Below are 13,830 nucleotides of genomic sequence, written 5' to 3'. Positions count from 1 at the left end.
GCGGGGCTGGCCGAACGGCTGAAGATCGCCACCCGCGACAAATGGATCCCCCAGTACGACGTACCGGTCATGCACGCCTGGGAACGGAAGCCGGACGCGAACCGGCCCCGGAGCGTTTGGAGGAACGCACCGGGGCCGGACTCGTCATCCTACGACCGCCGCCGTCACCCGTCCGTGGCGATCGCGTTCAGGACGTTCATCCGGCCGGCCCGGAAGGCGGGGACCAGGGCGGCGAACAGTCCGACGAAGGCCGAGGCGACGAACACGGTGAGGATCGTCGGCCACGGGATCTCCAGGACCCCCAGCCCCTCCAGCGCCAGCAGCTTCTGGGCCGAGGTGCCCCAGCCCATCCCCAGGCCGAGTCCGAGCAGCGCGCCGAACAGGGCGATGACGACGGACTCCAGCCGGATCATGCGCCTCAGCTGGCGGCGGGAGAGGCCGATCGCCCGCATCAGGCCGATCTCACGGGTGCGTTCGACCACCGACAGGGCCAGGGTGTTCACCACACCGAGCACCGCGACGATGATCGCCAGGGCGAGCAGGCCGTAGACGATGTTCAGCAGCTGGCCGATCTGGTCCTTCAGGTCCTCCTTGAAGTCGGCCTGGTTCTGCACCTTGTACTGCGGGTACGCGGCGAGCGCGCTCTTGAGGGCGGCGTACGCGTCCTTCTCCTTGCCGTCCTCCGCCGAGGCGAACATGATCATGTTCCCGGGCATCCTGTCGGCGCTGACGTGGCGCTCGGCGGTGGTGACGTTGATGTACATCGCGCCCCGGTCGACGTTCGTCTCGTCCGAGGTGATCGCGGCGACCTCCAGCTTCGCCGTGTCGCCGGCCTTGAAGGCGACGGTGAGCTCGTCCCCGACCTCGATCCTGTGCAGGGTGGCGTAGTCCGAGCCGACCGACATCGCGTTCGCGCCGTACGCCTTGGCCAGGTCACCGGCGACGGTCTTGCGCCGCAGGTCCTGCGGGTACGTCGGGTCGGCGGCGGTGACCTGCTCGTCCGCGGTCGAGCCGTCGGGGTTGGTGAGCTTCGCCGCGAGGACCTTGTAGTCCGTGACGTGCTCGATGCCGGGCACCTTCTCGACGGCCTCGGCAGCCTGCGGCACGAGGAGCTGCCCCGTGTTCGACTGGACGATGAAGTCCGTACCGACCGACTTGTCGAGCTCCTCGGTGGCCGACGCGACCATGGACGAGCCGACGACCGAGAGGCACGCCACCAGCGCGAGGCCGATCATCAGTGCCGCGCCGGTCGCTCCCGTACGCCGGGGGTTGCGCAGCGCGTTGCGCTCCGCCAGCCGCCCGACCGGGCCGAACAGCCGCAGGACGACGAGACCGAGCACCCGCACGACCGCGCCGGCCAGCAGCGGACCGATCACGATGAAGCCGATGAGGGTGAGGACCACGCCCAGGCCGAGGTAGAGCGAGCCCTCGCTCGCCTCGTCCACCCGTGTCGTCGCCCACAGGCCCGCGGCTCCGGCACCGGTGAGGACCAGGCCGAGACCGGCCCGGATCCAGCCGGACTTCGCGTCCGCGGGGGTCCCCGCGTCCCGCAGGGCGGCCATCGGCGAGACCTTGCCGGCCCGGCGGGCCGGGACGTACGCGGCGAGGACGGTGACGACGATGCCGAGCACGAGCCCGGTCACCGGTGTCGTCCAGGCGACGGTGAGGTCCTTGGTGGACAGCTCCATGCCCACGGCGCCCATGAGCTTCATCAGCCCGACGGCGAGACCGATGCCGGCGCCGACGCCCAGGACCGACCCGACGATGCCCAGGAGGACCGCCTCGACCAGCACGGACCGGTTGACCTGCTTGCGGCTGGAGCCGATGGCCCGCATCAGGCCGATCTCGCGGGTGCGCTGGGCGACCAGCATCGAGAAGGTGTTGACGATCAGGAAGATGCCCACGAGGAAGGCGATCCCGGCGAACCCGAGCATCGCGTACTTCATGACGTCCAGGAAGGACCCCATGGAGTCCTTGCCGGCGGCCGCGGCCTCCTTCTGGGTCTGCAGCTTGTACGCGGCCGTGCCGCCCAGGGCGGCGGCGACGCTCTTCTTCAACTCGGGGTCGCCGACACCGGGTTCGGCAGTGACCGAGATGTGGGTGAAGACACCGGGGGCGCCCAGCAGCTTCCGCTGCGCGGTGGCGGTGTCGAGGTAGACGACGGCCGCGCCGGGGTTGGTCACGGTGAACGAGGCGATCCCGCTGATCCGCGCCTCGATGTCGCCGGTGACGGAGATGGTGCGCACCTCGTCGCCGAGCCTCAGATGGTGCTTCTCCGCGGTGTCGGCGTCGATCATGGCCTCGGTCGGGCCGCGCGGGGCGTGGCCGGAGGTGATCTCCATGGAACGCAGGTCGTTGGTGGTCCAGTTGCCCGCGATGGTCGGGGCTCCGGTGTCGGACCCGAGGTTCTTGTTGTGGCTGTCGACGAGGGTGACGGCCATGCTGGTGACCGCGCCCTCGGCCTTCTTCACCCCGTCGGCTCCGGCGACCTCGGTCACGACGGACGCGGGGAGCGCCTCGGGCTTGCCGTTCTCCGGGAGGTCGTCGGCGCCGGCCGCCTTCTTCGGGCTGACCGTGACGTCGGCGGACGTCGCCGCGAAGAGCTTGTCGAAGGTGGTGTTCATGGTGTCGGTGAAGACGAGCGTGCCGCACACGAACGCCACCGACAGCAGGACGGCTACGGCGGAGAGCGCCATCCGCCCCTTGTGCGCGAGGAAGTTGCGCATCGAGGTCTTCCACACGGTCATGACGTCCGCCCGCGCGCGTCGAAGTCCTTCATCCGGTCCAGGACCTGCTCGGCCGTCGGGTTCTTCATCTCGTCGACGATGGCTCCGTCGGCGAGGTAGAGGACCCGGTCCGCGTACGAGGCGGCCACGGGGTCGTGGGTGACCATGACGATGGTCTGGCCGAGCTCGTCGACGGACCTGCGCAGGAAGGACAGCACCTCGGCACCGGCCCGCGAGTCCAGGTTCCCGGTGGGCTCGTCACCGAAGATGATCTCGGGGCGGGCGGCGAGCGCCCGGGCCACCGCGACGCGCTGCTGCTGGCCCCCGGAGAGCTGTGTGGGCCGGTGCTTCAGCCGCTCGGCGAGGCCGACGGTCTCCACCACCTGCCGCAGCCAGTCCGCGTCGGCCTTGCGGCCGGCGATGTCCATCGGCAGCGTGATGTTCTCGAGCGCGTTGAGCGTCGGGAGCAGGTTGAACGCCTGGAAGATGAAACCGATCCGGTCCCGGCGCAGCTGCGTCAGCTTCTTGTCCTTGAGACCGGTGATCTCGGTGTCGGCGAGGTGGATCGTGCCCGAGGTCACCGTGTCCAGACCCGCGAGGCAGTGCATCAGTGTCGACTTGCCGGATCCGGACGGGCCCATGATCGCCGTGAACTGTCCGCGGACGATGTCCACGTCGACGTGGTCGAGCGCCACGACCCGGGTCTCGCCCGCCCCGTACGCCTTGACGACCTGCCGCGCCCGTGCAGCGACGGCCGTACGCCCTCCAGTGTCCCCGTGCCTGGGAATGGTTACAGCCGTTGTCACGGTTTTTCTCCTATGTCGGTCGATGCGCGGACGTCTCTGTGTACGTTCCGAGTCTCGGTGGCGAAGGGGGTCGAGCGCAGTGGTGCCCGGCGCAGTCTTCACGGGGGGTTTTCCCCACCCCGCCCCCTGCGGCCGACCGCATCCCCCGGTGTAGGACCACGGTAAGGAACGGGGCACCGCCGTCTCGTCCTCCGCCGGGAGGAACGCCCCCCGGGCCCTACTACGGAGCTCCCCCTAGGGGTCCGCGCCGCCGGAGCAGGACCTGAGTAGGGGTCTCACCCCTCGGCCTGCGACTCCCGCCGGGCCGTGGACGGTGAGACAGTGTCACCCGGGAAAATAGATGCATAGGGAAGGAACCCCTGTGGGCGGCACGGACGGCACCGGCGGCACGGACAGCCCGGAGGCGGCGCTCGGGGAACCCTCCCCGACCACGGCGCGGGAGACCGCCCGCGGCCGGCGCCCGGTCGCAGCGGCCCTCATGCTCGGCATGGGCCTCGCCGCCATCGACGGCACGATCGTCGCCACCGCCGTCCCGCAGATCGTCGGCGACCTCGGCGGATTCGCCGTCTTCTCCTGGCTCTTCTCCGGTTATCTGCTCGCCGTGACCGTCACCCTGCCGGTGTACGGGAAGCTCTCCGACACCTTCGGCCGCAAGCCCGTCCTGGTCGCGGGCATCATCCTCTTCCTGGTGGGCTCCGTCCTGTGCGCCGCCGCCTGGAACATGGCCGCCCTCATCGCCTTCCGTGTCGTGCAGGGGCTCGGCGGCGGCGCCCTCCAGGGCACGGTGCAGACCATCGCCGCCGACCTGTACCCGCTCAGGGAACGCCCGAAGATCCAGGCCAAGCTGTCCACGGTCTGGGCCACTTCGGCGGTGGCGGGACCCGCGGTCGGCGGACTGCTCGCCGCGTACGCCGACTGGCGCTGGATCTTCCTGATCAATCTGCCCGTCGGCGCCGTCGCCCTCTGGCTGGTGGTCCGTCACCTCCACGAACCGGCCCGACCCCGCCCGGCGACCCGCGCCCGCATCGACTGGGCGGGCGCCCTCGCGGTGTTCGCCACGGGTGCGCTCCTCCTGACGGCGCTCGTCCAGGGCGGCGTCGCCTGGCCGTGGCTCTCCGCCCCCTCGCTCGGGCTGCTCGGGGCGAGCGCGGCACTGGCGGGCCTCACGGTCCTCATCGAGCGGCGGGCCGCGGAGCCCGTCATCCCGGGCTGGGTGTGGAAGCGCCGCACCATCGCCTCGGTCAATCTCGCGCTCGGCGCGATGGGGCTCCTCATGGTCGCGCCGACGGTCTTCCTGCCGACGTACGCCCAGTCCGTCCTCGGACTGGGCCCGATCGCCGCCGGGTTCGTCCTGTCGGTGATGACCCTGAGCTGGCCCGTCTCCGCCGCGCTCTCCGACCGGGTCTACAACCGCATCGGTTTCCGCCGCACCGCGATCATCGGCATGTCCGGAGCCCTGCTGGTCCTGCTCTGCTTCCCGCTGCTGCCCTACCCCGGCGCCGCCTGGCAGCCCGCCCTGCTCATGCTGCTGCTCGGCGCGACGCTCGGCCTCTTCCAGCTCCCGCTGATCATCGGGGTCCAGTCGACGGTGGGCTGGGCCGAGCGGGGGACGACGACGGCGTCCGTCCTCTTCTGCCGTCAGGTCGGCCAGAGCCTGGGCGCCGCGGTCTTCGGCGCCGTCGCCAACGGCGTGCTCACCTCCCGGCTCACCGCCTCCCCCGTCCCGGGGCTGCCCGGCGACCTGGACGCGGTCTCGCACGCCCTGGAGGACCCGGCCGCCCTCTCCGCCGCGGCGACGGACCAGCTGCGGCGGGCCGTCGACACCGCCGTCGACCACGTGTTCACCGGCGCCGCGGGCGCGGCAGCCCTCGCCCTGCTGGTGCTCGTCGTCCTGGCTCCGCGCCGCTTCCCGGTCCTGGACGAGCACGAGAGCGCTCCCCGGACGCCGCAGGACTAGACAACTGGCGTGTTACCAGGGGTAGTTAGCCCGTATCCCTCCCCCTCCGCGATACCCGCGAGTAACGTACGCGCTCCCGACAGCGCACCGCGCGCCTGCCTTGCAGTCCGTCCCCGGACCCGAGCCATGCAAGGAGCACCGCCATGCCGCACCACTCGCAGCCACCCCCACACCCGCCCGGACAGCCCCCGCGCCCCGCAGCGCCCCCGCACCGCGAGACACCACCCCCGCACCGCCCCGCGCCGCCCCCGTACCGCCCCGCTTCTCCCCCGTACCCCGGCGACTACCTCATGCCCTGGCAGAGCTCCCCGCCTCCGCCACCGCCCCGCCCGTCCGCGCCCCGGCCGGGCTCCGCGCCGGCACCCGGACACCACAGCGACCTGCGACGGCTGCGCACCGCCTACCGCCTGCTGCGCCGCGTCTCGACCCTCACCGCACTCGGCTACTTCACCCTGTTCCTCCTCCTGTCCGGCTACGCCCCCGCCCTGATGACCCGGTCCGTCGGCGACGGCGGACTCACCATCGGCCTCCTCCTCGGCCTGTGCCAGCTCCCCGTCACACTGGCCGCGGTCGCCCTCTACGAGTGGACCGCCCGCCGCACCGTCGACCCGCTCGGCGCCGGACTCCGCGACCGGGCCGGCCGCCTCTGCCACGACACCACCCGCACCCCGGCCCACAACCGCAGGACAGGAGCGGGCCGGTGAACGGATTCGACGAGTCCGCGCAGACGATGTCCCTCACCGCGTTCATCGCCGTCGCCAGCGTCACCCTGCTGCTCTGCGTCATGACCGGCCCCGACCGCGACGACCTCGACGCGTTCTACACCGGCTACCGCTCGCTCTCACCCGTGCGCAACGGCCTCGCCATCGCCGGCGACTACCTCTCCGCCGCCACCGTCCTCGGCACCACCGGAGTCATCGCCCTCACCGGCCACGACGGACTCGTGCTCGCCCTCAGCACGGCGCTGTCCCTGGTCCTGCTGATGTTCCTGCTCGCCGAACCCCTGCGCAACGCGGGCCGGTTCACCATGGGCGACATGCTCACCCGCCGCGCCCCCGGCCGGGCCGCCCGCATCGCCTCCTGCGCCGTCACCCTCGCCGCGCTGCTGCCGCTGATGGTCGTCCAGCTCGCCGGCAGCGGCGATCTGCTCGCCTTCATCCTCGGCTTCGACAGCTCCGGATTCCGCACCGGATCCATCATCGCCCTCGGCGTCGTCATGATCGGCTACGCGGCCATCGGCGGGATGAAGGGCACCGCCCTGATCCAGATCATCAAGACCGTCGCCCTCCTCGGCGCGGGCCTCCTCGTCTCCGTGCTCGTCCTCGACCGCTACGACTGGGACACCGGCGCCCTCCTCCACGCCGCCACGACCGGCAGCGGGGCGGGCGCCGCCTACCTGCACTCCGGGCTCCAGTTCGGCGGCAACGACCTCGACATGATCAGCTCCGAACTGACCGTCGTCCTCGGCGCCGCCTGCCTGCCCCACATCACCATGCGGATGACCAGCGTCCGCAACGCCCGGGCGGTCCGCCGCTCCCTCTCGTGGGCCGTCTCCGTCGTCGTCTGCCTCTGCCTGCTCCTCGCCGTCACCGGCTTCGGAGCCGCCGCCCTCGTCGGACACGACCGCATCACCGCCGCCGGAGCCCAGGGCAACAGCGCGATCCTCCAGGTCACCGGCGCCGTCGCGGGCGGCGGCGAGCTCGGAGCACTCGTCGTCACCACCATGACCACGGCGATCTTCCTGACCCTGCTCGCCTCGGTCGCCGGAATGATCCTGGCCTGCGCCAACTCCCTCGCCCACGACCTGTTCGCCCACGGCCTGCGGACCGGCAGGCCGATGAGGAACCGCACCGAGATGGCCACGGCCCAGGCAGCGGCCGTCGGCGTCGGAGCACTCGCCGTCACCCTCGCCGTCCTCGCCCGCCACTGGAACGTCCAGGCCCTGGTGACCCTGTCCTTCTGCATCGGTGCGTCCGCCATCGCACCCGCACTCGTCTACAGCATGTTCTGGCGCCGCTTCACCCGGACCGGCCTGCTCTGCACCCTCATCGGCGGCACCGCCTGCGTCCTCGTCCTCATCACCGGCACCAACCTCGTCTCCGGGTCCCCCGGATCCGTCTTCCCCCACCGCGACTTCAACTGGTTCCCGCTCACCACCACCGGCCTGGTCTCCATCCCCTTCGGCTTCCTGGCCGGCTGGCTCGGCAGCGTACGCGGCCCGAACGCCGACGCCACCGGACAGCGCCGCCAGTACGAGGCCGTCGAACCCTGGATCCTCGCTGGGGCCCCACCGGCCGGACGGCGCTGACCGGCCCGCTCAGCGGCTCGGGTGACCGCTCGGACGACGACACAGCCCACCCGGCCCCCGGCGTGCCCGCCGACCGGCCCCGCCCCGGCCCGGAGTCACTCCGCCGGACCCGCCACCGCACGCCCCGTCAACGCCGCCAGCGATTCGCGTACGTGCGTCATGTGCGCCTGGACCTCCTCGCGGCCCTCCTCGTGCTCCCGCAGGATCCGCTCCGTCTCCCGCACCACACGCTCCTCCGCCATCCCGGCGCCCGACAGCAGCTCCGCCGCACGCGCGTCCGCGTCCTCCTGGCCGTGCCGGGCCGCCTCCTCCGCCTCCGCCACCTCGCGCCGGGCCAGTGCGAGCAGCTCCTCCCCACGGGCCGTCAGCTCCGACTCGCGCTCCGACACGGCGGCCTCGGCCCCGGCGATCTCCGCATCCGCCGCCTTGCCCCGCTCGGCATGCTCCTGCTCCTGATGCGACAGCACACCCGCCGTACGGCGGCGCGTCTCCGCCATCTCCGCCTCTGCGGCAGCCCGCAGCCCTCCGGCGTCCTCGCGCGCCTCCTCCACGAGCGCCCCGGCCGCATCCCGCGCCGCGGCCAGCACCTCCTCCGCGCGGGCATCCGCCGCGGCCCGCACAGCACCCGCCCCCTCGCGCGCCGCCTCACGCGACCGGCGTCCCGCCGCGTCCGCCGCGTCCCGAAGCGCCTGCGCCTCCTCCTGGGCCGCACTCCCGGCCGCCTCCGCCTCGGCCTCCGCCAGCGCCAGGATCTGCTGCGCCCGCTCCCCCAGCGACTGATACGTCTGCGGCGCCAGGGAGGCCACCACCCCGCCCAGCCGAGCCGACTCCGCCACCAGCTCCTCGGCCAGCGCCGTCAGCCGGGACAACCGCTCCAAGGCCCCGTCCCGCTCCGCCGACAGCGAGGCCACCGCGCGGTCCACCTGTTCAGGACGGTAACCACGCCCCCGTACACCGACGAAACCGTGCGCGGACACCGGTCCACCACTCATCCCTGAAGCCCTCTTTCCCGCTCTCCGACTCCCCGACCATCCAGCAATACGTCAAGGATGCGGTAATTGGCCCGGAAGTCGGAATCGATCAGCTGCATTCAGGACGGAAGCGACCCGCATCACAGAACCCCACACAGAAAAGGCGCCCGCCCCCCGCAGGGGACGAGCGCCTCACACACAACCGATCAGATCCGGCCGGACCGCCTCACAGCAGCCCGTCCCACATCTGCTCCAGCAGAACCGACCACCAGCTCTCCGGCGACGCCAGCGCCGCCGGATCGACCGCCACCAGCTGCGCCTGGAAATCGACGGTCCAACGGCCCGCCTGCTCCGGATTCAGCCCGTACCTCAGCCGCCACATCCGGCCCAGCAACGCCATCGACCGCACGAACTCCGGCAGCCCCGAGTTCACGAACTGCGGCGGCACCGGCTGACCACCCGGACCCGCCTCCACCGGCACGGCCACGATGTTCGCCGTGCCGTACTGCACACAGATCGCCCGGCCGAAGTCCGAACCCATCACCAGATACGAACCCGCGTCCGACGCCGGCTGCACCTGACGCTGCGCCGCAAGCTCCGCCAGCGTCGGCACCACCGGATGACCCGGCTGCGCCCAGAAGAACGGCCCGAAATCCGCCGGCAGACCCGCCCACACCAGCGTCCGCGCCACCACCTCGGGCACGCCCTGACGGGACACCGCCCGCTGGTCGAAACGCAGCACCCCCGGACCGAACGCCCCGTGCAGCTCCTCCGCCAGCGCCTCCGGAGGCACCGCCGTCGCCGGCGGCATCTGCGGCAACGGCGCCCGCACCGGAGCGGGCCGCGCCGGACCGTCGGCCACCTGGTGCAGCTCACCCTGATGCGTCAGCAGATGCTGCATGCCCTGCTGACGGCTCGCGTGATCCGTGCCGTACGGCGCCACACTCGTGATCCGGACCTGCGGCCAGGTCTCCCGGATCATCCGCGCACAGTAACCACCCGGAAGCTCACACGACTCCAGCTCCGTGTGCAGCTCGATCACCTGCTGCGGCGGCACACCCATCGCGCGCAGCTCGTGCAGCATCTGCCACTCCGGATGCGGAGTACCCGGCGCCGAACGCCGGATCAGCTGCTGCTCGCTGCCGTCGGCCGCACGGAAGCGCAGCACCGCCTGATAGCCGGGACCGACCGTCGGCTGACCCGCCGGCTGCTGCGGATAGCCGTACGCCCCCGAAGGCGGCGGCGGGGTGTGCGGACCCGGCATCCCGGGAGGGCCCGCCATCCCCGGCGCACCGGGCGGTCCCGGAGGACCGGGGGGCTGCGGCGCACCCTGACCGACCGGCCCCGGACCCGCCAGCATCGTCGCGGCGTGGTGCACCCCTCCGCCCGGAGGCGGGGTCGCACCCGGAGGCGGACCGGGAGGCCCGGGAGGACCCGGAGGCGGCGTGGAACCGGGCGGAGGCGGCGGCACAGCACCCGGGGCGCCGGGCGGCCCCGGAGGACGCGGCGCGCTCGGGCCGCCGATGCTCGCATCGGCGAACATCGTCGCGGCGTGGTGCATCCCGCCGCCCGGAGGCGGCGTCGCACCCGGAGGCGGACCGGGAGGCCCAGGAGGAGCAGGCGGCCGCGGCGCGCCCGGAGGCGGCGTCGCACCGGGAGCCGGAGCCCCCGGAGGGCCGAGCTGGGAGACCATCTGCGTCGGCACGTACCCACCCGCCGGCGCACCCGGCGCACCCGGCCCCGAAGGCGGCGGAGTCGCCCCCGGCCGCACCCCCGGCGTACCGGGCGCCCCAGGAGGCGGCGGAGTCGTCGGACCCGGCCCCCGCGCACCCCGCGGCGGGACGACGGCCTTGCTCGTCGCCGCGTCGGCGATGTCCCCCGCACCCGGCGCCGTACGACCGGCGGGAGCAGGGGCCGCGGGAGCCGCAGGCCCCTGCGGCGGCGCCTGCGGATCCAGGCCGGGAACGATCGCGGTCCGCGGCAACTGGCTGCCACCCGACATCAGCGCCGTAGGAGCCTCCGCCGGAACGACCGGCGGCGGAGTCCCGTCGTCGTCCGACCCCGAGAGCGGCGGCGCGAACACCGTCGCCGGCAGCGGCACCCCGCCCTCGTCCCCGTACGCGTTCGTGTCCGTACCCGCCCAGGGAGTCCCCCCGGCGGGCACACCGTCGTTCGCGGTCGGCTCGTGGTCCTGCTGCCCACCGGCAGCGGGCCACGCGGCCCCCGAATCGGCACCGGCCTGCGCGGGCACGGAAGAAGAAGGACCCGGCGCGGGAACGGACGGAGAAGAGACGTCCGGAACCGGAGCAGAAGCAGCAGGAGCGGACGGCACCGCGCCGGCAGGCGGCGCATCCGCCTCCGCACGCCGGTCCGGAATGCCCAGCTTGTCCGCCGCCTCCTGCAGCCACTCCGGAGGAGTCAGCAGGAACGACGTCTGATTCAGGTCGATGCGCTGCGGCGGCTCCGGAGCGGAGTGCACCTCCGCGGACACCCCGTAGTCCTCCTCGTAACGCCGGATGACCTCGCCCACCGGCAGCCCCGGCCACAACGTGGCCTCACCACTGTCCCGGGCGATCACCAGCCGCTGACAGCCACCGTCCGAAACAGGGCCCTCCGCCCGGTCCTCGGCCCACACCACGAAACCCAGCTCGAACTCACGGACCCGGACCTCACGGTGCTGATACGCGGGCACGTCACCGTTGACCCACTCGTCCGCCCGCTCCTGCGCCTGCGCGAAGGTCACCACCGCGCTCACCCCTCCACCGGGACGGCCCGCGCGAAGCCACCGTCCACCATCAGGTTCGCCACCGTCTCCAGCTCCGGCGGATTACCCGCGAGACGCTGAAGGAAAGCATCGAAATCCTCACCGCACGGCAGCAGCAGCCGGTCCACCCGATCCTGCACACCCCAACCGTCCTGATCCCGCGCGTCGTCGTACGCGCAGAACCACACCGACCCCACGCCACCACCGCGCACCTTCACCGCGAGAATGCCGCCCTGGACGAAGGCCACACCCAGGAAATCCTTCGTGAAGTGGTCCCGCAGACACTTGTTGACGTACACCAGGTCGTTCACGGCCGCTTCCTCGCGCACCGTGAAGAACGGCTGATCCACCAGCAGCCCGAGCTCCGCGTCCAACGCCGCACCCACCGGAGCCGAGCCGCCGGCCGCCTTCAGGAACGACCGGTACGCACCCGGGAGCCGGTAACCCAGATCCTCCTCGACACCCAGGATCTGCTGCTCACCCACCGCCACGGACCCCTTGGGCAGCCGGAAGTGAGCGGGCCGCGTCTCCTGCAGCGGCCGCGTCCCCCGCCGGTTCTGATCCACCGGAGTCGTCGCCAGGCCACCGTGATGACGCAGCAGCGCCTTCACCTCGACCGGGACCAGCTCCATGCGCCGGCCACCCGCCACGTGATGCCACGTCCAGCCGTGCGGGGTCGCCACCGCGGGAATCGTGTCCCACAGCTCATGACCACTCGCCGCCAGCGCCGCGTTCGCCGACACGTAGTCCGTCAGCCGCAACTCGTCGACACCGAACCCCGGAGGAGGATCCGCGATCTCCGCCGCCGCACGCGCGTACGGCGAAAGCACCGGATAGCCGTTCCCGTCCACACGCACACCTCTAGGGTGGCGGGACGCCCGGACAGGATCCGGGAAGTGAACGACCTGCCCGGCATAGGCCGCGTTCGGTGGCGCGGCTTGCTGACCGAGCCGACCTGTCGTCATGGCGGTTGCCCCCTGCTGCGTCCGGTGTTCCGCACAGCCTATGCGGTGACGCAACAACGCCCCCAGCCCCGCACCCCCACTCACCGAACGTCACCAGCGCGTGACGGACACGCGACAACCAGGCCACCGAGCCGCGACACGCACACACGTTTCGCCGACCCAGCTTCCGCAGCACCCTGCATATTTGGCAGGCTGTCCCCCGCAACTCGGGGGATTGCAGGGAGGGAAACCAGCACCATGCGCACAGCACAAACAGTCACATCCGGAGACCCGCGACTCAGTTGGAGCACCACCGAGCCCAACCACGCACCCCGTCTCCACCACCGCCGCGACGGCATCCTGCCCGCGGTGGCCGCAGCCCTGTCCGTACACGGGGAAACACTGACCTGCACCGCCGGCAAGGGTGACCAGCCACCGGTCCTCCACCCGCTCGTACAGGACTTCCTCGACACGCTCACCAGCAACCAGCGCGAACGCTTCACCGGACGCTGCCCCGAAGCCATACTCCTGTCACGCCAGCTCACCGCGGCCGACGACAGCCGCTCCAAACGGGCCCAGCGAAAACCCCTCACCAGCGGCGAGGCCCGCCGCGCACTCAAACACGCCCGCCTCACCGCCCGCCGCATCCGCGAGGACGGCGACCCCCTGCACGGCAGCTACGCACCCCCCTGCCGTTCCTGCACGGCGATGCTCGCCCACTTCGGCGTACGCCCCGTCGACCTCACCACAGGTGCGGCGAACACCGCCCAGAAGGGCTGAGCACACCACCATGCACGACCGGAACGACGTACCCGCCCAACAGAACCGCACCTCCACCACCCGCTTCCCCGTGGGCGTGGACGCCGCCCTCCGCGACGCCGGGTGGAAACCGGGACGCTGGGACATCCGCCAGGCCGAGGAATGGGCCGACGCCCTCCGCTCCCACGCCTCCCCCGCCGGACACCAGCACGCCGTCTTCCCCGCCGCGGTCGAGGCCTGGGCCGAATTCGGCGGACTGAGCATCACCTCGTCCGCACCCGGCCGGCAGATCGCCACCACCACCGTCCGCATCGACCCCATCAGCGGACTCCACCTGGCCCGCACACTCGCCGACCTCGGACGCGCCCTCGAGACCGACGTCGCACCCCTCGGCGAGGAAGGCGACGGACAGGCCGTCCTCGCCATCGACAGCGAAGGCCGCGTCTACTCCATCGACCACACCGGCGACTGGTACCTCGGCTCCGACATCGACCGCGCCCTCGAGACCCTCATGACCGGAGCACAGCCCGCCCGCCTCACCTCCGGCTGAGAACACGACCGGGCGTTCCCGGCCGGAGAAGCCCCGCCAGGGAAG

10 protein-coding genes are annotated in these 13,830 nt (G+C 72.2%); 5 read left to right on the top strand and 5 right to left on the bottom strand.

What is annotated here, in order from left to right; translation table 11 throughout:
* Nucleotides 1-164 precede the first annotated feature (164 nt).
* Both ACFUNE_RS30270 and ACFUNE_RS30265 read right to left on the bottom strand, forming a co-directional pair.
* Nucleotides 165-2,747 (bottom strand): ABC transporter permease, encoded by a 2,583-nt coding sequence (locus ACFUNE_RS30270; protein ID WP_383574579.1) that lies wholly within the window; start codon nt 2,745-2,747, stop codon nt 165-167.
* Complete coding sequence (locus tag ACFUNE_RS30265) at nt 2,744-3,532, bottom strand: ABC transporter ATP-binding protein (protein WP_383574577.1); 789 nt, start codon at nt 3,530-3,532, stop codon at nt 2,744-2,746. Before ACFUNE_RS30265 ends, ACFUNE_RS30270 begins: the two co-directional genes overlap by 4 nt.
* A gap of 340 nt (nt 3,533-3,872) precedes the next feature.
* On the opposite strand from ACFUNE_RS30265, the gene ACFUNE_RS30260 reads away from it, so the two are divergent.
* The 3 genes from ACFUNE_RS30260 to ACFUNE_RS30250 all read left to right on the top strand — a co-directional run bounded on the left by ACFUNE_RS30260 (nt 3,873) and on the right by ACFUNE_RS30250 (nt 7,797).
* Nucleotides 3,873-5,489: an MFS transporter gene (locus ACFUNE_RS30260; protein WP_383574575.1), complete on the top strand. Its 1,617-nt coding sequence runs from the start codon at nt 3,873-3,875 to the stop codon at nt 5,487-5,489.
* A gap of 143 nt (nt 5,490-5,632) precedes the next feature.
* Nucleotides 5,633-6,193, top strand: coding sequence for a DUF485 domain-containing protein (locus tag ACFUNE_RS30255; protein ID WP_383574573.1), 561 nt, complete (start codon nt 5,633-5,635; stop codon nt 6,191-6,193).
* Between the two features lie 26 nt (nt 6,194-6,219).
* On the top strand, nt 6,220-7,797 hold the full coding sequence (locus ACFUNE_RS30250) for a cation acetate symporter (RefSeq protein WP_383574704.1): 1,578 nt from the start codon (nt 6,220-6,222) through the stop codon (nt 7,795-7,797).
* A 95-nt stretch (nt 7,798-7,892) separates the two neighbouring features.
* On the opposite strand, the gene ACFUNE_RS30245 is transcribed toward ACFUNE_RS30250, so the two are convergent.
* From ACFUNE_RS30245 to ACFUNE_RS30235, 3 genes are all read right to left on the bottom strand, one after another.
* Complete coding sequence (locus ACFUNE_RS30245) at nt 7,893-8,789, bottom strand: cellulose-binding protein (protein WP_383574571.1); 897 nt, start codon at nt 8,787-8,789, stop codon at nt 7,893-7,895.
* A 205-nt stretch (nt 8,790-8,994) separates the two neighbouring features.
* Nucleotides 8,995-11,514, bottom strand: coding sequence for an SUKH-4 family immunity protein (locus ACFUNE_RS30240; RefSeq protein ID WP_383574702.1), 2,520 nt, complete (start codon nt 11,512-11,514; stop codon nt 8,995-8,997).
* A gap of 5 nt (nt 11,515-11,519) precedes the next feature.
* Complete coding sequence (locus tag ACFUNE_RS30235) at nt 11,520-12,497, bottom strand: SMI1/KNR4 family protein (RefSeq protein WP_383574569.1); 978 nt, start codon at nt 12,495-12,497, stop codon at nt 11,520-11,522.
* Between the two features lie 237 nt (nt 12,498-12,734).
* On the opposite strand from ACFUNE_RS30235, the gene ACFUNE_RS30230 reads away from it, so the two are divergent.
* Both ACFUNE_RS30230 and ACFUNE_RS30225 read left to right on the top strand, forming a co-directional pair.
* Nucleotides 12,735-13,256 (top strand): YwqJ-related putative deaminase, encoded by a 522-nt coding sequence (locus tag ACFUNE_RS30230; protein ID WP_383574567.1) that lies wholly within the window; start codon nt 12,735-12,737, stop codon nt 13,254-13,256.
* Nucleotides 13,257-13,266: 10 nt separating this feature from the next.
* Nucleotides 13,267-13,785: an SUKH-3 domain-containing protein gene (locus tag ACFUNE_RS30225; protein WP_383574565.1), complete on the top strand. Its 519-nt coding sequence runs from the start codon at nt 13,267-13,269 to the stop codon at nt 13,783-13,785.
* The last annotated feature ends 45 nt before the right edge of the window (nt 13,786-13,830 follow it).

This window comes from Streptomyces sp. NPDC057287, from assembly GCF_042667905.1.
In the GTDB taxonomy this organism is placed as follows: Bacteria; Actinomycetota; Actinomycetes; order Streptomycetales; family Streptomycetaceae; genus Streptomyces.
The sequence above is the reverse complement of the archived record's forward strand: the minus strand, read 5'-3'. Positions and strand labels throughout refer to the sequence as shown.

What these genes read in the sequence shown, in the direction of transcription:
- ACFUNE_RS30255 (WP_383574573.1), top strand. Translation starts at nt 5,633, where the DNA reads ATGCCGCACCACTCGCAGCCACCCCCACACCCGCCCGGACAGCCCCCG.
- ACFUNE_RS30235 (WP_383574569.1), bottom strand. Translation starts at nt 12,497, where the DNA reads ATGACGACAGGTCGGCTCGGTCAGCAAGCCGCGCCACCGAACGCGGCC.
- ACFUNE_RS30270 (WP_383574579.1), bottom strand. Translation starts at nt 2,747, where the DNA reads ATGACCGTGTGGAAGACCTCGATGCGCAACTTCCTCGCGCACAAGGGG.
- ACFUNE_RS30245 (WP_383574571.1), bottom strand. Translation starts at nt 8,789, where the DNA reads ATGAGTGGTGGACCGGTGTCCGCGCACGGTTTCGTCGGTGTACGGGGG.
- ACFUNE_RS30225 (WP_383574565.1), top strand. Translation starts at nt 13,267, where the DNA reads ATGCACGACCGGAACGACGTACCCGCCCAACAGAACCGCACCTCCACC.
- ACFUNE_RS30260 (WP_383574575.1), top strand. Translation starts at nt 3,873, where the DNA reads ATGCATAGGGAAGGAACCCCTGTGGGCGGCACGGACGGCACCGGCGGC.
- ACFUNE_RS30250 (WP_383574704.1), top strand. Translation starts at nt 6,220, where the DNA reads ATGTCCCTCACCGCGTTCATCGCCGTCGCCAGCGTCACCCTGCTGCTC.
- ACFUNE_RS30230 (WP_383574567.1), top strand. Translation starts at nt 12,735, where the DNA reads ATGCGCACAGCACAAACAGTCACATCCGGAGACCCGCGACTCAGTTGG.